The following is a 21,266-nucleotide window of genomic DNA, read 5'->3' as shown; positions in this document are numbered from 1 at the left end:
GCCGGGCTCAACCGGCAGGGTTGCGATTCAGCCTGATCCAGCGGTAGCCGTGGCCGGCCACCTTGAGCTGCGACAGGTCGCCCACCTCGGGATATTCCTGGTCCGCCAGCACGTCGTTGGGGTGGTCCGCCTCCGCCGCGAGCTTGCCGAGGTCGACGGTCGCCGCACGCCGGCCGAGGTTGTGCACGAAGAGCATGCAGCCCGTCGGCCCGTCGGCCCGGTGCGCCAGCACGCCGGTCGGCACCGGCACGTCGACGTGGGTGCACGAGCCCGCGCCGACCTCGGGCGCCTCGCGCAGCGTGCGGATCATCCGCTCGAACCACGACAGCAGCGACTTCGGATCGTGCCGCTGGTCGGTCACGTTGACGGACTCGTAGCCGAACTCGCCACCGGAGACCACCGGCCGGATCAGCTTGTCTGGCTCGGCGGTGGAGAAGCCGCCGTTGGGCAGGAGCGACCACTGCATCGGCGTACGGATGGCGAACCGGCCCTTCAACGACAGGTCCTCCCCCATGCCGATCTCCTCGCCGTAACGCAGGACCGGCGTGCCGCGCAGCGAGAACTGCAGCGCGTAGGCCAGTTCCAGCCGCCGGCGGTCGTTGCCCAGCATCGGCGCGAGTCGCCGTCGGATGCCCCGGTCGTAGAGGCGCATGTTCTCGTCGGGACCGAAAGCGGCGTACACCTGCTCGCGCTGTTCGGCGGTGAGGCGGGACAGGTCGATCTCGTCGTGGTTGCGCAGGAAGGTGGCCCACTGACCGCCGGGCGGCAGTTGCGGCGTGTCCCGCAGCGCGTCGATGAGCTGCTCCGGGTCCTCGCGGGCCAGGGCGAGCATCAGCCGCCCGTTGAGCATGAAGTCGAAGAGCATGTGCACGCGGTCGTTGGCACCGCCGCCGTCACCGAAGTAGTCGACCAGTTGCGCCGGCTCGACGTTGGCCTCCGCGAGCAGCACCGCGTCTCCGCGCCGCCACTGCGCGTGCTGGCGCAGCTCCGAGATGAAGGCGAAATCCTTGGGCGAGTCCGGGTTGCCGGGCTCGGTCAGCTCGATGATGAACGGCAGCGCGTCGATCCGGAAGCCGCTGACGCCGAGCCGCAGCCAGAACGAGACGACCCGCTTGATCTCCTCGCGTACCGCCGGGTTGGCGAAGTTGAGGTCGGGCTGGAACTTGTAGAACCGGTGGTAGTACCAGGCTTTCGCGGTGCGGTCGTAGCTCCAGGTCTCGTCCTGCTCGCCGGGGAAGACCATGCCCTGCTTGCGGTCGTCGGGCGCGGTGTCACTCCAGACATACCAGTCGCGGTACGGCGAATCGGGCGACGACCGCGCCGACTGGAACCACGGATGCTCGTCGGAGGTGTGGTTGACCACCAAGTCGATGATGACCCGGATGCCCCGGTCCTCGGCCTGGTGCAGCAGCTCGGTGAAGTCGCCCAGCGTGCCGATCCGCGGGTCGATGCCGTAGAAGTCGGTCGCGTCGTACCCGTCGTCGTGGCCGGGTGTGGGGTGGATCGGGTGCAGCCAGAGGCAGGTCACGCCGAGCCGGGCGAGATAGTCGAGCCGCCCGATGAGCCCGCGCAGGTCGCCCACGCCGTCACCGTCGGAGTCCTGGAACGTGTCGACGTCGAGGCAGTAGACGACAGCCTTCTGATACCACCGGTCACCCATGCGGCTATGTGTTAACCGGGCGGCGGTCCGGCCAAACCGAACCGCCGCCCGGCCTGGGGGTTATCCGAGCAAAGCCGTGGGGTCGCCGCCGAGGGCGGCGCGGACCGACTTGGTGAACTCGTCGGCCAGGACCTCGTCGGCGTCGGCCTCGATGCCGTCGACGGCGGCCCGAGCGACGGCCCGCGGGTCGTTCTTGGGCTGGGTGACGTGGGCCGACATGTCGGTGTCCAGGTATGCCACGTAAAGCCCGGTCACGCCGATCCCACGCGGTGCCAGCTCGCGCCGGAGGTGGTTGGTGACCGACCAGACCGCCGCCTTGGTGGCGCCGTAGGCGCCCGAGGGCAGCCACGACAGCACCGAGGCGACGTTGAGCACGTGGCCGCCGCCGTTGCGGTCGAGCACCGGGACGAACGCCCGGGTGACGTCGAGCACACCGAAGACGTTGGTGCGGAAGACGCGCTCGATGCCGGCCCGGTCGTCGTCGATCAGGCTCGGCCTGTGCAAATCGATGCCGGCGTTGTTGACGACCAGGGTCACGTCGCCCGCGCGGGCCGCGGCCTGTTCGACGGAGGCGTGGTCGGTCACGTCGAGGGCGAACGGGACGGCGCGGGGCTCGGTGACGGTGCTCGGGTCCCGCGCCCCGGCGTAGACGGTCTTCGCGCCGCGGTCGAGGAACTCCTCGACGAGCGCCTTGCCCAAGCCGCGGTTGCCACCCGTGACCAGCACGGTGGCGCCGTTGATCTGCATGTCCTGCTCCTCGGTGAAGAGTAAACCGATCGGTTTCCACAACGGTAAACCGATCGGTTTCCATCGGCAAGAAATCGCGTTAGGCTGTGGCGATGGCAACGGGGATCACCACATCGCCACGCGAGCGCCTGCTGGCAGCCGCGGCCGACCTCTTCTACCGCGAGGGCGTGACCGCGACCGGCGTCGAACGGCTCTGCGCCGTCGCCGGCGTCTCGAAACGGTCGATGTACCAGCTCTTTCCGACCAAGGACGCGCTGGTCGCCGAGGCGCTCACGGCCGCCGGCCCGGCGACCAACCAGATGTTCCTGCCCGACGACACCGAGAGCCGCCCGCGGGAGCGGATCCTGCACGTGTTCCGCGCGCAGGACGAGCTGTCCGGTCAGCCCGACTTCGTCGGCTGCCGCTTCGTCAACACCGCGACCGACCTGCGCGACCCGACCCACCCGGCGGCGCGGATCGCCCGCGACTTCAAGCAGCGGCTGACCGACTGGTTCGCTGCCGAGGCCCGCGCGGGGGGCGCCACCGATCCGGACCTGCTGGCCCGGCAGCTCACGGTGGTCTTCGACGGCGCGGCCGCCCGCGCCGTCGTCCACGACAGCGCGCTCGACGGTCTGGGCCTGACCACCGCCACCGCCCTGCTCGACGCGGCCGGCGTCCGTTGACCGCGCGGCCCGCCGGTCGCTGCGCCACCACCGGTCACAGCGGCAACGCCGCCGCGGCAGCGGATGGCGGGAACGCCGGAACCGGGGCGGCGACCGGTCGTAGCGTCGGAATCAGTTGACCGACGTACGCATGGGGGATGCAGTGACCACCGGACACGTTTCGACCAACGACAACACCGACATCTTCTTCAAGGACTGGGGCAGCGGGCAGCCGGTCGTGTTCAGCCACGGTTGGCCGCTGACGGCCGACGCGTGGGACGACACGATGATGATGGTGGCCGACAACGGCTTCCGTGGCATCGCGCACGACCGACGCGGTGGTGGGCGCTCCAGCCAGCCCTGGGACGGCAACGACCTGGACCACTACGCGGACGACCTGGCGGCCGTGATCGAGAGCAACGACCTGCACGACGTCATCCTGGTGGGCCACTCGACCGGCGGCGGCGAGATCACCCGCTACGTCGGCCGGCACGGCACCGACCGCGTCGCGAAGATGTTGCTGGTCGGCGCGATCCCGCCGCTCATGCTCAAGACCGACCAGAACCCGGAAGGTACGCCCATCGAGGTGTTCGACCAGCTCCGGGAGGGGCTCACGGCGGACCGCTCGCAGTTCTACGAAGACCTCAGTGCGCCCTTCTTCGGCGCCAACCGGCCGGGCTCCCACGTGTCGCAGGGCGTCCGCGACGACTTCTGGGAGCAGTCGATGACCGTGGGCCTCAAGGGCGCCTACGACTGCATCGAGGCGTTCTCCGAGACCGACCTGACGGCCGACCTGCAGGCGATCGACGTGCCGACGCTGTTCATCCACGGCGACGACGACCAGATCGTGCCCTTCGCGGACGCGTCGAAGAAGGCAGTGAAGATCGTCAAGGACGCCGAGCTGAAGGTCTACCCGGGCGCGCCGCACGGGTTGTTCGCGACCGAGAAGGACAAGTTCCAGAAGGACGTGCTGGACTTCCTGCGCAGCTGAGGCAGCCCAAAGGCCTAGCGGAAGACGCCGATCTTCTTCGCCTGGTAGCCGGGGAAGATCTTCTTCCAGTCCTTGACGCCCATCCGGGCGCCGAGCAACTCGGTCAGCACGTCGCGGTAGTCGTTGGCACCGGCCAGGTCGCCCTGGTCGAGCGAGCCGGCCGACAGGCCCGGCCACCGCCCGTGCACCCGGCCGCCGTTCATGCCGCCGCCCAGCAGCAGCATGAGCCCGCCGTGACCGTGGTCGGTGCCGGAGTTGCCGTTGGCCTCGACCCGGCGGCCGAACTCGCTCATCGTGACGATCGAGGTGTTGTCGAGGGCCGGGCCGAGGTCGGTGGCGAACGCGCCCAGCGCGCCGGCCAGCTCGTTGAGCCGGTTGCGCATGTCGCCGCCGTCCGGCCCGCCGATGTTGGTGTGCATGTCCCAACCGCCGATGTCGACGGCGGCGACCCGCAGGCCCACCTTCGCCTTGATCAGCTGGGCGACGTCGCGGAGCTGGTCGGAGAAGCCGCCACCGGGCCACTGCCCGCTGCCCTGATAGTTGCTCTGGGCGATCTTGCGTGCGGTCGAGATGGACTTCAGCGTCTCGGCCGCCTGGCTGCCCAGCGGGTGGTTGCCCAGGCCCGTGTAGAGCGCCTTCAGCGCGGTCAGCGTCTTGTCCCGCATGCCGCTGCCGGCGCGCAGATCGAAGTCGCGGATGCCCTGGAGCACGAGCTTGCTCTGCCCGCCGACCAGCGACCGGGGCAGCGCCGAGCCTTCCGCGATCGCGCGGAACGTCGTGCCGGGTCCGAGCTGCTCGAGCACCCGATCCAGAAAACCGGTGTGTACGGCGGTCGAGGCGGCGCCGCGTTCCAGGCAGTCCTGGGCCTGGAAGTGCGACCGGCTGGCGTCCGGCGACGCGACCGCGTGCACGGCGGCCATCTTGCCGGCCTCCCAGAACGGAACCAGCGGCGCGAGCCCCGGGTGCAGGCCGAACCGGTCGTCGCCGGCCAGCAGCGCGCCGGGCTGCACGGCGATGCCGCGGCGGGCGTTGAGATAGTTGCGGTCGCCCCGCGGCACCACCACCGACAGGCCGTCCATGCCGCCGCGGAGGAAGACCACGACCAGCGTGCGGTTGGTGGTGGACGGCGCGCCGAACGCGACCCGCGTGGTGACGACCTGGTTGGCCAGGCTGGCGACGCCGACCGCGCCGGCGCCGGCCAGCACGCGGCGGCGGGTGAAACCCTTGCGCCACTGGTCGCGTTGCGCCTGCAGGTCCGCCGCCACCGCCTCGGCCTGCACCCGGATCGCCGCCTCGGGCAGGTTCGGGCCGTGCCGGGCCAGCTCGTCCGCCGTGCGTGGTCCATTGTCGACAGTCATGACCTCACCGCAACGCGTGGTAGATGGAGTCGAGCAGCAACGGCGCCAGGTGCTCGACCTTGCCACCGAGGCTGCTGTTGCGTACCGCGGTGCCGTCCTTCGCCGACAGGAACGTGAGCAGCGCCTTGCGGTGTCCGCCGGTGACCTTCTGGAACACGAGGCGTTCCGCCAGACCGTCCACATAGGGCCCCGTGGTGCTCGGCCGCTTGCCGATCAGACCCTCGACCTTCGGGTACGAGAGCCCGCGCTCGTAGCCGCCGATCAGCGCACGGTGCGCGTTCCACAGCGCGAGCGTGGCGTGCGCCGACCGCCAGGCGGCCGCGACATCGGGGTAGCCGTTCGGCGGCACCCACGCCATGGGCGCCTGACCGAACCGCTGCGTCATGAAGTAGAGCCCCTCGACGCCGGCCCGGGTGTCGGACCCGGGCGCGATGCCCAGCGCCCGCGCGGTGGCCACGAAGTTCTCCAGCGGCCGCCGGGTCTTCATGCCCGTCGCGATCCAGAACTCCTGCGAGCGGAACAGCACCCGCAGCACGGGCGCGATCGCGGTGCCGTGCTCGAGGTAGGTGTCGGCGAGCCGCTGCACGAGCCCGTTGGGCGGCGCGTCGCAGACGAACCGCACGGCCAGCTTGCGGGCGATGTTCTTCGCGGTCGACGGGTGGGTGGCCAGGTAGCTCAGGTACTTCTCGCCGACCTGCAGCCCTTTGGACCGCGAGGGGTTCTTGTCCTTGAAGCCCAGCACCTTCACCGGGTCGATCCAGTGCCGCTCGGCCGCGTAGCGGAACTCGCCCTCGTTGGTCACCGTGCGACCCGTCAGGATGTACGCGCTGTTGCGCACGTCCTTCTCGTTGTAGCCGCCGTCGATCCCGACCGTGTGCAGCTCCAACAGCTCGCGGCCGTAGTTCTCGTTGACGGAGCGACGGTCGGAGTCGGCGTTGTCGAGATAGCGCAGCATGGCCGGGTGCCGGGCGCTGGCCTTGAGCATGTCGGAGAACTTGCCGAGCGCGTGCTTGCGGATCACGTCATTGTCGTACGACGTCCGCACGTCCCAACCGCCGTCGAACGGGTTGGTCACGTTGAGGTGGTTCGACCAGAAGTCGACCATCACCTCGAAGAGCTGGCGGCTGCTCCACATCTGGCGGGCGATGGTGGCCTGGCCCAGCTCGTACTGCGCCTGCCAGTCGAACTCCTTGACCGTGCGACGGATCTCCGCGGTGCTCATCGAGACGGTCGGGAACGCGGTCAACGCCTTGGCCGCCACCGGATCGTCGACCTTGCCCGGGTTGAGCTGCTGCTCCAACCACTCGTCGATGCCCGTCTTGCCGGCCGCGTCGACCAGCGCCCGCGTCGGCCCGAAGGTCGCGCGGCGCAGCATGTGCAGGATCGGGTCGCGGCTGAGCAGGTTGCGGTTGGTCGGGGTCGCCTTCGCGGCGGCCGCGGCGGCGGCGCCCGCGGTGTCCATGAGACCCGCGGCGCCGAGGTCGATCGAGTCACCCAACGACTGGGTGTAGCTGGCGTCCCGGTCGGCGAACGCGCCCGCGTCCCGCGGCGACCGGGTCGAGGTGGCGCTGTCGCCGAGGGCGGCCGAGATGCCGCCGCCGCCCATCACGGCCGCGGCCGACCCGACCGCACCGGTCGCGACCACCGCGGCGCCGGCGCCGATCAGCACCTGCCGCCGGTTGCGAACCAGCTTGAGCAGCGTGGGCTCGCCGGCCTTGGCCAGCCGGGTGACCTTGGGCAACAGCGGGTCCACGGCCCGGTGCCGCGACGCGGCACGCCGTTGCGCCATCCCCACCCCTGCCTTCCCCCACCTACGGATCCAGGGCGGACCATAGATGTACGCAGCCGCGTCCCTCAATGCGAGCGGTCGTTTGTTAAGCCGGCCCTAAAGATCGTCGCCACCTTGCGGCCGAGTGGTTGACAGGTCGTCGCGCGGCCGGCCATCTCCACCCTCACCGGGGCGCTCCTGTTCGCCCTGGCCGAGGCCGGCGACTCACCGACGCCGCTCGCGTTCCTGGCCGCCCTCGCCGCCAGCGCCGCGTCCCCCCGCGCCCTCGACCCGGACGGCGCCGGCCGCCCCGCCCCCGGGCCCCATCGCCGCACGTCGCCTGATCGCCGTGCTCGCGCGCTCTGCCCCGCCGACCTGACCGGCCGGGCCGACCTTCCGCGCCTCCCATCCATCCCACCGCTGCGCGCCGCCTTGCTCTGCAGCCATATGCGCAACACCCCGCGCCGGAGGTGTTGCGTGTATGGCTGCAGAGCAAAGCCTGGCGAGCGGTGACCCCGATCGGTCGAGGAACGACCATGCTTGCTTTCACTCCGCTCGACGGCGGCGTAGGCGCCGCGACCTCTGTCCTTCCGGCCTAGCCGGCCTGCTTACGCCGCTGGCCGGCCCCTGCGCCGCGGCCCTGGCGGTCGTCGCCTTCACCCTGCTCGTGCGGCTCGCGATCTCGCCGCTCACCCTCGCCGCCGTCCGGGGCGCCTCGGCGGTGCGACGATCCCGGTCTTCGGCACCCTCATCGTCGCGCTGATCCTGCTCGCGGTCTTCTTCGCCCGCCGCTCACCGCGGGCCATTGGTCCACACCCGACCGGATTGGCCCGAGTGCTGCCCTTCATGTCCTTTCTCACCGTGCCGACGGCCCTCGTGCTGCCCCTCGCGGCCACGTTGTACCTGGTCACCACCACCGCCTGGACCGCGCTCGAGCACCTGGTGCTGCGCCGGCCCAGCCATTGACAAACGTTGTTGTGTCCGTTACAACCCGTCTGAGAGCGCTCTCACGGCCCGTCCCCCGCACGAGAGAGGCCATTCATGAGACGACGCGTCCTGATATCCATCGCCACCGCGACGATCACCGTCGCGGCCGTCGCCACGGCGGTCACCGCCAACGCATCCGTGCCGGCCACGCCTTCGGGCTGGAACCTGGCCTGGAGCGACGACTTCAACGGCTCGGCCAACACCCTGCCCTCGTCGGCCAACTGGATCATCGACACCGGCACCAGCTACCCGGGCGGGCCCGCCAACTGGGGCACCGGCGAGATCCAGACCTACACCAACAGCACGTCGAACGTGAGCCTCGACGGCTCCGGCAACCTGCGGATCACGCCGATCCGCAACGGCTCCGGGCAGTGGACCTCCGCTCGGATCGAGACCCAGCGCAGCAACTTCAAGCCCCCGTCGGGCGGGGTGCTGCGGATCGAGGGTCGCATCCAGATGCCCAACGTCACCGGCGCGCAGGCGGCCGGCTACTGGCCGGCGTTCTGGGCCCTCGGCGCGCCGTTCCGGGGCAACTACTGGAACTGGCCGGGCATCGGCGAGTTCGACATCATGGAGAACGTCAACGGCATCAACTCCGTCTGGGCCGTGCTCCACTGTGGAGTCGCGCCGGGCGGGCCCTGCAACGAGTTCAACGGCCTCGGCGCCAACCGGGCCTGCCCCGGTTCGACGTGCCAGTCCGCGTTCCACACCTACCGCTTCGAGTGGGACGCCAGCATCAGCCCGCAACAGCTGCGGTGGTACGTGGACGGCCAGCTCTACCACACCGTCACGCAGTCGCAGGTCGGCGAGCCGCACTGGACCAACATGACCAGCCACGCCGGCTACTTCATCCTGCTCAACGTCGCGATGGGCGGCGCGTTCCCCAACGGGGTCGCGGGCTCGGCCACGCCGACGGCCAGCACTGTCTCCGGCCGGCCGATGCTGGTCGACTACGTCGCGGTGTGGACCCGCGGCGGCGGTGGGACCAACCCGACCACCCCGCCGCCGACCGGCAACCCGGGTGGCGGTGGCTCCGCGTACAACCAGATCCAGGCGGAGTCGTTCAACGCGCAGAGCGGCGTGATCGTCGAGGCGTGCAGCGAGGGCGGCCAGAACATCGGCGCGGTCCGCAGCGGCGACTGGGTCCAGTTCAACAACGTCAACTTCGGCTCGACGCCGGCACGGGACTTCGTGGCCCGGGTCGCGTCGGGCGCCGGCGGCGGCGTCAGCGGCCTGGTCGAGGTGCGCCTCGACAGCCGGAGCAACGCCCCGATCGGCAGCTTCGCCCTGGCCAACACCGGCGGCTGGCAGAGCTGGCGGTCCGTACCGGGCAATATCACCCCAACCACCGGAACCCACACCGTCTTCCTGACGTTCACGAGCGGCCAGCCCAACGACTTCGTCAACGTCAACTGGTTCCAGTTCCGAAACTAGGTATTGACAAGTATCTGTAAACAGTCTTAATAATTGGCCATCTATCGATGTGAGCGCGGGCCCTAGGAGGACTTTCATGCGCTTGCGGACTCTGATGGTCACCGCGGCGGTCACCCTGCTCGGTGGGGTGACCGCTGTCGTGGTGGCGGCCCCCGCCCTGGCCGCCGGACCGACCGCGACCTTCGTCAAGACCTCCGACTGGGGCTCCGGCTGGGAGGGCAAGTACACGATCACCAACGGCGGCACGACCACCATGAACGGCTGGTCCGTCGCCTTCGACCTGCCGTCGGGCAGCGCGGTGAGCAGCTTCTGGGACGCCGACATGACGCGCTCCGGGCAGCGGTTCACGTTCACCAACAAGTCCTGGAACGGCACCCTGGCCCCGGGCGGCACCGCCGCGTTCGGGCTCATCGGCACCGGCTCGGGCTCCCCCGCCAACTGCACGCTCAACGGCGCCTCCTGCGGCGGCACGACCGACCCGGGCACCCAGCCGCCGGGCACGCCGGGCGCGCCCACCGTCACGGGCGTCACCCAGACCAGCATCGCGCTGTCCTGGGGCGCGAGCAGCGGCACCGTCACCGGCTACCGCGTCTACGAGGGCAGCGCGGTCCGCGCGACCGTCAGCGGCACGAGCGCCACGATCGGCGGGTTGGCCGCCAACACGACGCACACCTACACGGTCGCCGCCTACAACTCGGCCGGCGAGTCCGCCCGCAGCGCGGCGGTCACCGGCACCACCAGCGGCGGCACCGGCCCGCAGGTGCCCGGCGCGCCCGGCAACGCCCGGGTCACCGGCACGACCGGCAGCGCGATCTCGCTGGCCTGGAACGCGAGCAGCGGCACCGTCACCGGCTACCGCGTCTACGAGGGCAGCACCGTCCGCGCCACCGTCACCGGCACCACCGCGACGATCAGCGGCCTGCCGGCCTGCTCCTCCCGCACCTACACCGTGGCCGCCTACAACTCCGCTGGCGAGTCCGCCCGCAGCGCGGCCGTCAGCGGCACCACCACCGGTTGCTCGACCGGCCCGCTGCCGGCGCACTTCCTCACCGGCTACTGGCACAACTTCGTCAACCCGGCCGTCGAGCTGCGGCTGCGGGACACGCCGGCGGCGTACGACCTGATCGCCATCGCCTTCGCCGAGGCCACCGCCACACCCGGCGCGGTCACCTTCGCCGTCGACCCGGGCCTGGCGAGCGCGCTCGGCGGCTACTCCGACGCCGACTTCCGGGCCGACATCGCCACGCTGCACGCGCGCGGCAAGAAGGTGATCCTCTCCGTCGGCGGCGAGGCGGGCCGCGTGGCCGTCAACGACGCCACGAGCGCGACCAACTTCAGCAACTCGATGTTCAACCTCATCCAGTCGTACGGCTTCGACGGCGTCGACATCGACCTCGAGAACGGCCTGAACCCGACCTACATGGCCCAGGCGCTGCGGAGCCTGCGCAGCCGGGTCGGCGCCAACCTGATCATCACGATGGCGCCGCAGACGATCGACATGCAGAACCCGACGGTGTCCTACTTCAAGCTCGCCCTGGACATCCGCGACATCCTCACCGTGGTCCACACGCAGTTCTACAACTCCGGCTCGATGCTCGGCTGCGACCAGTCCTTCGCGTACTCCCAGGGCACGGTCAACTTCATGACCGCGCTCGCCTGCATCCAGCTCGAAGCCGGGCTGCGGCCCGACCAGGTCGCGCTCGGCCTGCCCGCCGGCCCCGGCGCCGCCGGTGGTGGCGTGGTCGCGCCGAGCCTGGTCAACCAGGCGCTGGACTGCCTGGCCCGCGGCACCAACTGCGGCAGCTTCCGCCCGCCGCGCACCTACCCGGGCATCCGCGGCGCGATGACCTGGTCCATCAACTGGGACGTCAGCAACGGCAACCAGTTCGCCAACACCGTCGACCCCCACCTCGCCACCCTGCCCTGAGGAGACACCGTGAGACCGATCAGAAAGGTCGCCGTCACCGCCGGCCTGGCCCTCGCGGCCATGGTGGTCGGCGTGGCGGTCGCCCCCGCCGCCTCCGCGGCCACGGCGGCGTTCGTCCGCACCGCGAGCTGGGGCTCCGGCTACGAGGCCCGGTTCACCGTCACCAACAACACGTCGTCGACCATCACGTCCTGGAACGTGGCGTTCGACCTGCCGAGCGGCACCTCGGTGAGCAGCTTCTGGGACGCCGACATGACGCGGTCCGGGCAGCGCTTCACGTTCACCAACAAGTCGTGGAACGGCACGCTGGGTCCCAACGCTACGGCCAGCTTCGGGTTCATCGCGGCCGGCGGCGGCGACCCGACCAACTGCACCGTCAACGGCGGCTCGTGCGCCGGCGGCGGCCCGACCAACCCGCAGGCCCCGCCGACGCCCGGCAACGTGCGGGTCACCGGCACCACCGCCAACTCGATCTCGGTCGCCTGGAACGCCTCGACGGGCGCCACGGGCTACCGGGTCTACGAGGGTACGACCGTCCGCGCGACCGTCACCGGCACCAGCGCCACGGTCGGCGGGCTGCCGGCGTGCACCTCGCGCTCCTACACGGTGGCCGCCTACAACGCGCAGGGTGAGTCGGCGAAGTCCGGCGCGGTGTCCGGCACGACCACCGGCTGCACCGGCGGTGGGACGGGCGCGATGAGCGCGGCCCCGTACATCTATTCCTGGGGCAACGTGCCGAACCTGAACACGGTCATGTCGGCCACCGGCATCAAGTGGTTCACCAAGGCGTTCGTCCTCTCCGGCGGCGGCTGCACACCGGCCTGGGACGGCAACCGGCCGATCAACAGCGCCGGCGACGCCCAGCAGATCGCGGCGATCCGGGCGGCCGGCGGCGACATCATCCCGTCGGTCGGCGGCTGGAGCGGCAACAAGCTCGGCCCGAACTGCGCCTCGGCCTCGGCGCTGGCCGGCGCCCTGCAACAGGTGATCAACACGTACAGCCTCAAGGCGATCGACCTCGACGTGGAGAACACGGACGAGTTCGAGAGCGAGGTCGTGCAGGACCGGATCCTCGGCGCGCTGAAGATCCTCAAGCAGAACAACCCCGGCCTGAAGACCATCGTGACGATCCCGACCGCGACCACCGGCCCGTCGTGGTGGGGCACCCGCCTGATCAACCAGGGCGCCGCGCTGCAGGCCAATGTGGACGTCTGGACCATCATGCCGTTCAACTTCGGCGGCGGGGCCGACATGTACGCGTCGACGGTCAGCGCGGCCGAAGGGCTCAGGAACGCGCTGAAGACGGCGTTCGGTTGGTCCGACGCGACTGCGTACGCCCACATGGGCATCTCCGGCATGAACGGCCGCTCCGACCAGAACGAGATCACCACGACCGCGCAGTGGGCCTCGATCCGCGACTGGGCCAAGGCCCGCGGCCTGGCCCGGCTGGCGTTCTGGTCGGTCAACCGCGACCGCGGCTGCCCCGGCGGCCCGCTCAGCTCCGACTGCTCCAGCATCGCGCAGCCGGACTGGGAGTTCACCCGCATCACCGCACAGTTCTCGTAACGCACCGACGACCCGCCGCCGCCACTGCCGAGGAAGGCGTGGCGGCGGTGTGGCGTCTCAGCCCTGTGCGTGGATCAACCGCAACAGGGTCTGGTGGGTCTCGAGGTCGGCCGCGGCCACCAGGCCGCCGATGCCGGTGTGCAGGGGCTGGCCGTGCAGGCCGGTGACCACGCAGCCCGCGGCGCGGCAGATCGCCAGGCCGGCCGCAAAGTGCACGCTGTCGCGCAGGTCGCCGTCGGTGACATAACCGGCCCGGCGTCCGCCCGCGACCCAGGTCAGCGCGAGCGTCGTCGACAGCACCCGCGGCCCGAACTCGGCGCCGAACGCCGGATCCGCCAGCAGGCTGGTCGCCTGGAAGAGGGCGGCGTTCGGGAACGGCGGGTCGAGGTTGACGTCGACCAGCCGCGACTCGGCCGACGGCGTGAGCGGGGTGTCGACGCCGGCCCGGCGCACCCAGGCCCCGGTGCCGTCGGTCCAGAAGACCTCGCCCGTCAGCGGGTCGACCGCGGCCGCGGCGCCGTCGCGCAGCGCGACGTTGACCGCGACCAGTGGGGTCTCGACCGCGAAGTTGAGCGTGCCGCAGAGCGGGTCGACCAACCAGGTGCGCCCGCCCGCCGGCCCGGTGCGGCCGGTCTCCTCGCCCAGGAAGCCGTCGTCGGGCCGATGCTCCCGGATCACACCGAGGATCGCCTGTTCCGACTCGATGTCGGCGGTGGTGGCGAAGTCCCGTCCCGTCTTGGCGTGCCGGTCGACGGCCGCACCGTAGTAGTGGCGGACCACGGCGGCACCGGCCTCGGCGGCCGCGACGGCCACCTCCGCGTCACTCAAGATCATGGAGCGATCGTAGGTCACCGATGCAGCGCGTCGGCCCGGCGGCGCTTGCGGACCTTCTTGCGCACCCACAGCGCGATGCTGACGACGATCAGCGCGAGGATGGCGTAGTCGAACCAGCGGGAGTACTGGTCGACCAGCTGCCACCGGGAGCCGAGCGCGTAGCCGGCGCCGACGAACAGCGTGTTCCAGACCCCGCTGCCGAGCGTGGTGAACGCGACGAACCGGCCGAGCGGCATGTGGTTGGCGCCGGCCGGGATCGAGACCAGGCTGCGCACCACCGGCACACACCGTCCTAACAGGACGGCCATGTTGGCGTGCCGCTCGAACCACCGGTCGGCCTTCTCCAGGTCGTCGGTGTCGACAAGCGGAATGTGGTCGAGCCAGCGCTTCAGCCGGTCCTCGCCGAGGCCGCGGCCGAGCCAGTAGAGGATCAGCGCGCCGACCACCGAGCCGGCCGTCGCCGCGATGATCACCAAGGGGAGGCTCATCCGCCCCTGGTTGGCCAGGAACCCGCCGAGCGTCAGCACGATCTCGCTGGGGATGGGCGGCACCAGGTTCTCGAGCGCGACCAGCAGGCCCACGCCGGGAACGCCCAGGGAGTCGATCACCCCGGCCACCCAGCCGGTCAGCCCACCAAGATCGCTCGGGTCGCCCTGTGCGGCCAGCGCCATGCCTCAACTCTCCTCGGGTCGGGGGATCTGGGATTTCTACCCGAGAAACCTGGAAACATGCTGATGGTCGGGCCCGCTCAGCTGGGGGCGGGTGTGATGTTGTTGTTGGCGCGGAACATGTTGGCCGGGTCGTACCTCGCTTTGATCTCCGCCAGCCGGCGCAGGTTGGCCCCGAACGCGCTGTCGACCGCGATGTCCGGCGGCTCGTCGGCGCGGCCGGTGAAGTTGAGATAGACCCCGTCGTCACCGTGTCGGGCCGACTCGCGGAACGCCTCGCGTACCCAGGCGATGTTGTCGGCGTTGTCCGCCGGGTCGGTCCAGTTGCCGTCGATGGAGAGCAGGAACGGCGAGGACCGCTGGGCGAACGCCGTCGCGTCGGGCGGCACCGCGGCGATCGCCCCGCCCATGTGGAACACGTTGACCAGCGTCTGCGGGCTGGGTCGCTGCTCGGCGCACCGCGCCACGAAGTCGATCGCCGCGTCGTCGAGCGAGGAGAGATAACGCGACTTCCAGTACGCCTGGAGCGTGTTGCGTGGGAAGAACGTGTCGAAGCTCTGCTGCACGCCGACGAACGGCAGCGGCCCCGACAGGTCGGCCAACGGCGTGCCGAGCTCGCGCAGCGGCCGCAGGATGTCCAGGCCCGCCGCGGCGTCACCGGCGTAGACCGCGCCGACCAGCGCGCAGGCCCGGTCATGCAGCGCGGGCGGCAACGCCGGGTCGGCCGGCATCGTGACGGTCAGGAAGCTCGCGGTCACCTCGTCCGGCGCGACGGCGACATAGTTGCGCCAGCCGCGCAGCACCTGGGCCGCCTCCTCGACCGGATAGAAGGTGCCGGCGAAGGCGACGGTCGGGCCGACGTCCACGAGCCCGAACGTGAACCAGGTGACGACGCCGAAGTTGCCGCCACCGCCGCGCAGCGCCCACAGCAGGTCGGTGTTCTCCGTCTCGGAGGCCACCCGCACCTCACCGTCGGGGCCGACCACCTCGGCCGCCAGCAGGTGGTCGCAGGAGAGACCGTATTTCCGGCGCAGCCAGCCGTAGCCGCCGCCGAGGGTGAGCCCGGCGACGCCGGTGTCGGAGACCACGCCGCCCGGCGCGGCCAGCCCGTAGGCCTGGGTCTCGCGGTCGACGTCGGCCCAGACCGCGCCACCCTGCGCCCGGGCGAGCCGCGCGGCCGGGTCGACGTGCACGGCGTGCATCGGCGCGAGGTCGATCAGCATGCAGCTGTCCGATGCGGACAGCCCGGCGATCGAGTGCCCACCGCCGCGCACGGAGACGACCAGGCCGTTGTCTCGGGCGAAGGTGACCGCGTCGCGCACGTCGGCCGCGCCGAAACAGCTCACCACCAGCGCCGGGTCGCCGGGGTGCATCGCGTTGAACACCTCGCGGACGTCGCCGAACCCGGTGTCTTCGGGCGCCAGCACCGGGCAGGAGACCCGCCCGCGCAGCTCCTCGATGACTTCATCGGTCAGGGTCGCCAGACCGCCCTGGACGGTCGTCGCGGTGATCGTCATCGCGCCCACCTCCGAACCCGAACATTTTACGCATAGCGGGGCCGGGCTGGGGTGGTGTTCAGCGGCTTTGCTCTGCAGCCAAAGACGCAACACCCGCGGTCGGGGGTGTTGCGCATATGGCTGCAGAGCAAGAGGGGCCGGCCTTGCTCTGCAGCCATGGGCGCAACACCCCTGGCCGCACGTGTTGCGTATATGGCTGCAGAGCAAAGCCGCGCCAGAACCTACCCCCGCCAGCCCGACGACCGCTGGCTCCGCACCGCGGCGTAGACCAACCACGCGGCCAGGTTGGCCAGCTCGACCCGCTGCCAGACCCCCTCGTGCGGCCCCTCCCGCACCAGCTCGACCAGCAGGCCGAGGTTCACCACGACACTCCCGACAGCCAACCCGCCGGCCCACGTGCGGTCGGCGCTGCCGGGCCGCGCCGCGAGCCAGAACGAGACGATCGAGCCGATCCCGCCCAGCGCCGCGAACACCGAGGTCAGCGTGTGCGGGTCCAGCGCCACGTCGGCCAGGTCGCCGGAGAGCTCCGGGCAGTCCGGGTCGATCGACGGGGCGCAGGACAGCGCGGTCAGGCTGCTGTCGAAGATCGTGGCCAGGCCGAACGCCGCCGCGGACAGCCAGCCCGCCCGTTCCGCGGTGGGAACGCGGCGGCCGACCAGGAGGCGGGCCGAGCCGAGCAGGGCCAGCGAGCCGGCGGCCAGGTCGGCCACCCGGAACAGCTGGTGGTAGGGCTGGTCCGTGGCGGCCAGGTCGCTCGCCAACCCGCCCGCGATGCCCAGCCGCGGGTTGAGCCACGGGCCGAGCAGCCACGAGCTGTAGAGCGCGGACGACGCCGCGAACGCGGCCGCCGGCCAGCGCGGCGGCCTCACGACGCGGCGCGGACGAGGGGGAACGGCAGCGTCTCCCGGATCGAGCGGCCGGTGAGCAGCATGACCAGCCGGTCGACGCCGATGCCGAGGCCACCGGTGGGCGGCATCGCGTACTCCAGCGCCTGCAGGAAGTCCTCGTCGAGCTCCATGGCCTCGGGGTCGCCGCCCGCCGCGAGCAGCGACTGCTCGGTCAGCCGGCGCCGCTGCTCGACCGGGTCGATCAGCTCCGAATAGGCCGTGCCCAGCTCGAAGCCGAAGCCCACGAGGTCCCACCGCTCGGCCAGCCGCCCGTCGTGCCGGTGCTGGCGGGTCAGCGGCGACACCTCGGTCGGGAAGTCCTTGTAGAACGTCGGCAGGTCCGTCTTCGACTCGACCAGGTGCTCGTAGAGCTCCAGCAGCACCGCGCCGCGGGTCCACTTCGGGTCGTACGCGATCTCGGCCTTGTCGCAGTAGCGGCGCAGCGTCGCCACGTCGGTGTCGGCGTCGACCACCTCGCCGAGCGCGGTCGACACGGCCTCGTTGACCGTCCGCACCGGCCAGTCGCCGGAGATGTCGACCTCCTCGTCGGTGCCGGGCCGGCGCGCCACCGCCTGCCCGTACGCCGCGATCGCCGCCTCCTGGATCAGCTCGCGGGTCAGCCGCAGCATCGTGTCGTAGTCGCCGTAGGCCTGGTAGGCCTCCAGCACCGTGAACTCCGGGTTGTGGCTGTAGTCGGCGCCCTCGTTGCGGAACGTCCGGCCGAGCTCGAAGACCCGCTCGACACCGCCGACGGCCAGCCGCTTCAGGTAGAGCTCGGGCGCGATCCGCAGATAGAGCTTCAGGTCGTACGCGTTGATGTGGGTGGTGAACGGCTTGGCGTTGGCGCCGCCGTGGATCCGCTGGAGGATCGGCGTCTCCACCTCGAGGTAGCGGCGGCCGACCAGCGACTCGCGCAGCGCGAAGATGGCGTTGCTGCGGGCCCGCAGGATGTCCCGCGAGCGCTTGTTGGTCACGAGGTCGAGATAGCGCTGCCGGACCCGGGCCTCGGGGTCGGCCAGGCCGCGGTGCTTGTCCGGCAAGGGCCGCAGGCACTTGGCGTTGAGCTGCCACGAGGTCGCCTCGACGGTCAGCTCGCCGGTCCGGGTGGTGATCACCTCGCCGGTGACGCCGACGTGGTCGCCGATGTCGATCGTGTCGTCGAACGTGTCGACCGCGCCGCGGCCGCCGAGCATGACCTGCAGGTCGCCGCTCCAGTCGCGGATGGTCGCGAACAGCAGGCCACCGTGCGTGCGCATCAGCATGACCCGGCCGGCGACGCCGACCGTGTCGCCGCTGCGCTTGTCCGGCGCCAGGTCGCGGTGGGCGGCGACCACCTCGGCGCAGGTGTCGGTCCGCGGATAGTTCACGGGGTACGGGTCGACGCCGTTCTCGATCAGCCGGGCGCGCTTGGCCAGCCGGACCCGCATCTGCTCGGGCGCCTTGTGGTCGATCGCCCCGGGCGGCGGCGGGGCCTCGGCCTCGTCGATCTCCTCCGCCGCCCGGGCCCGCTCCCCCGCGTCCGGCGGCAGCACGTCGAGCTGGGAGCCGGGGCTGCCCGGGATCGCGAGGAAGCCCTCCGCGATGGCCGACGAGATGCCGACGCGGACCAGCTCGCGGCGCTCGCCGTAACACAGGTAGCGCGGCTGCCAGACCGGGTGGTACTTGGCGTTGGACCGGTACAGCGACTCGAGCTGCCACCAGCGGGAGAAGAACAGCAGCAGCTTGCGCCAGAGCCGCAGGATCGGGCCGGCGCCGATCCGGGCGCCCTCCTCGAACACCGCCCGGAACACCGCGAAGTTCAGCGAGACCCGGTCCACGCCGAGGCGCGGCGCGTTCTCCATCAGCGCCGCGACCATGAACTCCATCGCGCCGTTCTCGGCGTCGGGGGCCCGGCGCATCAGGTCGAGGGAGACGCCGTGGGTGCCCCAGGGGCTGAACGAGATGATCGCCTTGACCGCGTTGTTCCTGTCGATCGCCTCGACCAGCATGCAGCGCCCGTCGGCGGGGTCGCCGAGCCGGCCGAGGGCCATCGAGAAGCCGCGCTCGCTCTCCGTGTCGCGCCACGCCGTGGAGAGTCGGGTCAGCTCTTTCATCTCCTCCTCGGGGATGTCGGAGTGCCGGCGGACGGTGGCGGTGTAGCCGGCCCGCTCGACCCGGTTGACCGCCTGCCGCACCGGGCGCATCTCCCGACCGTCCAGGGTGAACTCCCGGGTCAGCAGGATCGCCTCGTCGCCGAGGTGGATGACCTTGAGACCGGTCCGGGCGTACGCGATCGCGCCCTCCTCGCTGGCCCCCATCACCGCCGGTGTCCACGCGTAGTAGCGCGCCTGGGCCAGCCACGCGTCGATCGCCGGCCCCCACGCCTCGGGGTCGCCGACCGGGTCGCCGCTGGCCAGGCTGACGCCGTTGACCACGCGGTAGGTGACCGCGGACTTGCCGGTCGGCGAGAAGATCGCCGACTTGTCCCGCCGGGTGGCGAAGTAGCCGAGCGAGTCGCGGTCGCCGTACTTGGCCAACAGGGTGCGGATCTGCCGCTCGTCGCCGGCGTGCAGCTCGGCGTTGCGGCGCTGCGAGCGCAGCAGGGTGGCCAGCGCCGCGAAGACGGCGGCGGCGCCGAACAGCCCGAGGATGAAGCTGACCCAGCCGGGCGCCGCACCGACCCGGGTGATGTCGAAGCTGAACCCGCCGCCCAGCACCCGCTCGGTGGCGTACGCCAGCTGGTTGCCGGTCCCCTGCAGGCTGCCGGGGAACGCGGTGACGAGGCTCAGCCCCAAACCGATGCCGATGATCAGGGTGCCGATGAAGACCGTGAGCGCCCGCCGCACGCTGCCCTTGGCCACGTGCGCGTAGAACTGGTTGCGGAACAGGATCAGCGCGGCCAGCGCGACGACCGAGATGGCCAGGCTGCCCCAGAGCAGGGCGAGCTCGCCGGTGGTCTCGAAGAGCCGGTTGCCGGCATCGTCGAGCAGCTCGGCGTCCGACACGCTGGACAGCACGATGGCCAGGATCGCGGTGATCAGCACGCTCAGGCTGAAATAGATGGTCAGCAGCCACCACGCCACCCGCTTGCGGCGCAGCGTCGCGGTCGCCAGGGCGGCCAGGAAGACGGCGTACGCGATGTTGGCCGGCGCCGGGATGATCAGCGCGTCGATCGTCTCGCGGACGGGCTGCACACCGGTGTGGAAGATGTGCCCGATCGCGGCGATGAACGAGACGATCGCGACGAACCACATGACCAGGCCGAAGATCCGGGGAACGTAGCGGCCCCAGCCCAGGCCCCGGGACCGGGCTATCGGTGTGGCGGCGGAGATCTCCGCGGCCTCTTCGACTGTCGTGGTCACGTGGCGCCCCCGATGTCCTGAGCGAGCCGCGGGATAGCGGCGGATCCCAACTCCGACCATAAGTTGCTACCTAGAATGATTCTCGTAAAACGGACTTATAGCCGGCGAGGGGGTGGGGTACGCCATGGCCGGATGGTTCACCCGCACGATCGTCGAAACGAACCGGCTTCCGCTGTTCTGCTTCTTCGCGGGGTTCATCGTCACGTTCGCGTTCATCCGGTTCTCGGTGCGGATGATCCGGGCGAACGTGAAGTGGTGGCCCGGCAACGTGACGCCCGGCGGCCATCACATCCACCACGTGGTGTTCGGGGTGATCTTCATGATCGTCGCCGGCGTCACGGGCTTCGCGCTCAACACCGACAACGGCGCGGCGAACGCGGTCTTCGCCGGCATATTCGGTCTCGGCTCGGCTCTCGTACTCGACGAGTTCTCGCTGATCCTGCACCTCGACGACGTCTACTGGTCCGAGAAGGGCCGCACCTCCATCGACGCCGTGTTCATCGCGGTCGCGTTCACCGGGCTGCTGCTGCTCGGCATCCGGCCGATCGGCGTCGACAACTTCACCGAGGCCCGCGCGGCCGGCGAGTCCACGCTGACCACCTGGCTGGTCGGCACGGCGGCGCTGGTGCTCAACTTCCTGCTCGCCGGCATCACATTGATCAAAGGCAAGATCTGGACCGGGCTGATCGGCCTGTTCCTCCCGATCCTGATCCTGGTCGGCGCGATCCGGCTGGCCCGACCGCACTCGCCCTGGGCCCGCTGGCGCTACCAGCGCGACAAGCCGCGGGCGCAGCGCAAGATGACCCGCGCGGTCGAACGTGAGCGCCGGCTGCGGGGGCCGATGATCGCCGGCAAGGACTGGCTCCAGAACATGATCGCCGGACGCCCGGACGCGCCGACGTCTTCGACGGATTAGCCGCACCGGAAGGCTGGGTAACCA

At 70.9% G+C, this 21,266-nt stretch carries 14 protein-coding genes and 3 pseudogenes; 8 read left to right on the top strand and 9 right to left on the bottom strand.

From position 1 onward, the window contains the following. Nucleotides 1-7: 7 nt before the first annotated feature. Entirely contained in the window at nucleotides 8-1,660 is a 1,653-nt protein-coding gene (locus O7635_RS14780) for an alpha-amylase family protein (protein ID WP_278080990.1), read from the bottom strand. Nucleotides 1,661-1,720: 60 nt separating this feature from the next. Further along, on the bottom strand, nucleotides 1,721-2,407 hold the full coding sequence (locus O7635_RS14775; protein ID WP_278080989.1) for an SDR family oxidoreductase: 687 nt from the start codon (nucleotides 2,405-2,407) through the stop codon (nucleotides 1,721-1,723). Between the two features lie 92 nt (nucleotides 2,408-2,499). On the opposite strand from O7635_RS14775, the gene O7635_RS14770 reads away from it, so the two are divergent. After that, on the top strand, nucleotides 2,500-3,069 hold the full coding sequence (locus O7635_RS14770) for a TetR/AcrR family transcriptional regulator (RefSeq protein ID WP_278080988.1): 570 nt from the start codon (nucleotides 2,500-2,502) through the stop codon (nucleotides 3,067-3,069). Nucleotides 3,070-3,211: 142 nt separating this feature from the next. After that, nucleotides 3,212-4,039, top strand: a complete 828-nt coding sequence (locus O7635_RS14765) for an alpha/beta hydrolase (protein ID WP_278080987.1) — start codon at nucleotides 3,212-3,214, stop codon at nucleotides 4,037-4,039. A gap of 14 nt (nucleotides 4,040-4,053) precedes the next feature. Here the strand turns inward: O7635_RS14765 and O7635_RS14760 are convergent, their stop codons facing one another. Together O7635_RS14760 and O7635_RS14755 are read right to left on the bottom strand one after the other, a co-directional pair. After that, nucleotides 4,054-5,397 carry a DUF1501 domain-containing protein gene (locus O7635_RS14760; protein ID WP_278080986.1) on the bottom strand — a complete coding sequence of 448 codons (1,344 nt, stop codon included), beginning with the start codon at nucleotides 5,395-5,397 and terminating at the stop codon, nucleotides 4,054-4,056. Between the two features lie 4 nt (nucleotides 5,398-5,401). Further along, nucleotides 5,402-7,186, bottom strand: coding sequence for a DUF1800 domain-containing protein (locus O7635_RS14755; RefSeq protein WP_278080985.1), 1,785 nt, complete (start codon nucleotides 7,184-7,186; stop codon nucleotides 5,402-5,404). 1,020 nt (nucleotides 7,187-8,206) lie between these two features. Between O7635_RS14755 and O7635_RS14750 the strand changes: the two genes are divergently transcribed. The 5 genes and pseudogenes from O7635_RS14750 to O7635_RS14740 all read left to right on the top strand — a co-directional run bounded on the left by O7635_RS14750 (nucleotide 8,207) and on the right by O7635_RS14740 (nucleotide 13,079). Continuing rightward, nucleotides 8,207-9,586 (top strand): carbohydrate-binding protein, encoded by a 1,380-nt coding sequence (locus O7635_RS14750; RefSeq protein WP_278080984.1) that lies wholly within the window; start codon nucleotides 8,207-8,209, stop codon nucleotides 9,584-9,586. Nucleotides 9,587-9,680: 94 nt separating this feature from the next. After that, a pseudogene (locus O7635_RS38140) lies at nucleotides 9,681-10,055 on the top strand (cellulose binding domain-containing protein); the annotation flags it as partial. A 42-nt stretch (nucleotides 10,056-10,097) separates the two neighbouring features. After that, nucleotides 10,098-10,514: pseudogene (locus O7635_RS38135) on the top strand (fibronectin type III domain-containing protein); the annotation flags it as partial. A 102-nt stretch (nucleotides 10,515-10,616) separates the two neighbouring features. Beyond that, nucleotides 10,617-11,513 (top strand): annotated as a pseudogene (locus O7635_RS38130) (chitinase); the annotation flags it as partial. Between the two features lie 9 nt (nucleotides 11,514-11,522). After that, a complete protein-coding gene (locus tag O7635_RS14740) occupies nucleotides 11,523-13,079 on the top strand; it encodes a cellulose binding domain-containing protein (protein WP_278080982.1) in 1,557 nt (518 codons plus the stop codon). Nucleotides 13,080-13,136: 57 nt separating this feature from the next. Here the strand turns inward: O7635_RS14740 and O7635_RS14735 are convergent, their stop codons facing one another. The 5 genes from O7635_RS14735 to lysX all read right to left on the bottom strand — a co-directional run bounded on the left by O7635_RS14735 (nucleotide 13,137) and on the right by lysX (nucleotide 20,326). Beyond that, entirely contained in the window at nucleotides 13,137-13,913 is a 777-nt protein-coding gene (locus O7635_RS14735; RefSeq protein ID WP_278080981.1) for an inositol monophosphatase family protein, read from the bottom strand. 14 nt (nucleotides 13,914-13,927) lie between these two features. Further along, nucleotides 13,928-14,584, bottom strand: a complete 657-nt coding sequence (locus tag O7635_RS14730) for a DedA family protein (protein ID WP_278080980.1) — start codon at nucleotides 14,582-14,584, stop codon at nucleotides 13,928-13,930. A 77-nt stretch (nucleotides 14,585-14,661) separates the two neighbouring features. Further along, nucleotides 14,662-16,098 (bottom strand): FAD-binding oxidoreductase, encoded by a 1,437-nt coding sequence (locus tag O7635_RS14725; RefSeq protein WP_278080979.1) that lies wholly within the window; start codon nucleotides 16,096-16,098, stop codon nucleotides 14,662-14,664. Between the two features lie 221 nt (nucleotides 16,099-16,319). After that, nucleotides 16,320-16,967, bottom strand: coding sequence for a DUF998 domain-containing protein (locus O7635_RS14720; protein ID WP_278080978.1), 648 nt, complete (start codon nucleotides 16,965-16,967; stop codon nucleotides 16,320-16,322). Beyond that, the gene (gene lysX / locus O7635_RS14715) at nucleotides 16,964-20,326 is read right to left on the bottom strand and encodes a bifunctional lysylphosphatidylglycerol synthetase/lysine--tRNA ligase LysX (RefSeq protein ID WP_278080977.1); all 3,363 of its coding nucleotides are present in this window, start codon (nucleotides 20,324-20,326) and stop codon (nucleotides 16,964-16,966) included. Before lysX ends, O7635_RS14720 begins: the two co-directional genes overlap by 4 nt. A gap of 124 nt (nucleotides 20,327-20,450) precedes the next feature. Between lysX and O7635_RS14710 the strand changes: the two genes are divergently transcribed. Further along, complete coding sequence (locus O7635_RS14710; protein ID WP_278080976.1) at nucleotides 20,451-21,242, top strand: hypothetical protein; 792 nt, start codon at nucleotides 20,451-20,453, stop codon at nucleotides 21,240-21,242. The last annotated feature ends 24 nt before the right edge of the window (nucleotides 21,243-21,266 follow it).

It is taken from the genome of Asanoa sp. WMMD1127, from assembly GCF_029626225.1.
Classification (GTDB): Bacteria; Actinomycetota; Actinomycetes; order Mycobacteriales; family Micromonosporaceae; genus Asanoa.
Note: the sequence above shows the minus strand (reverse complement) of the source record. Positions and strands in the feature narration are given on the sequence as shown.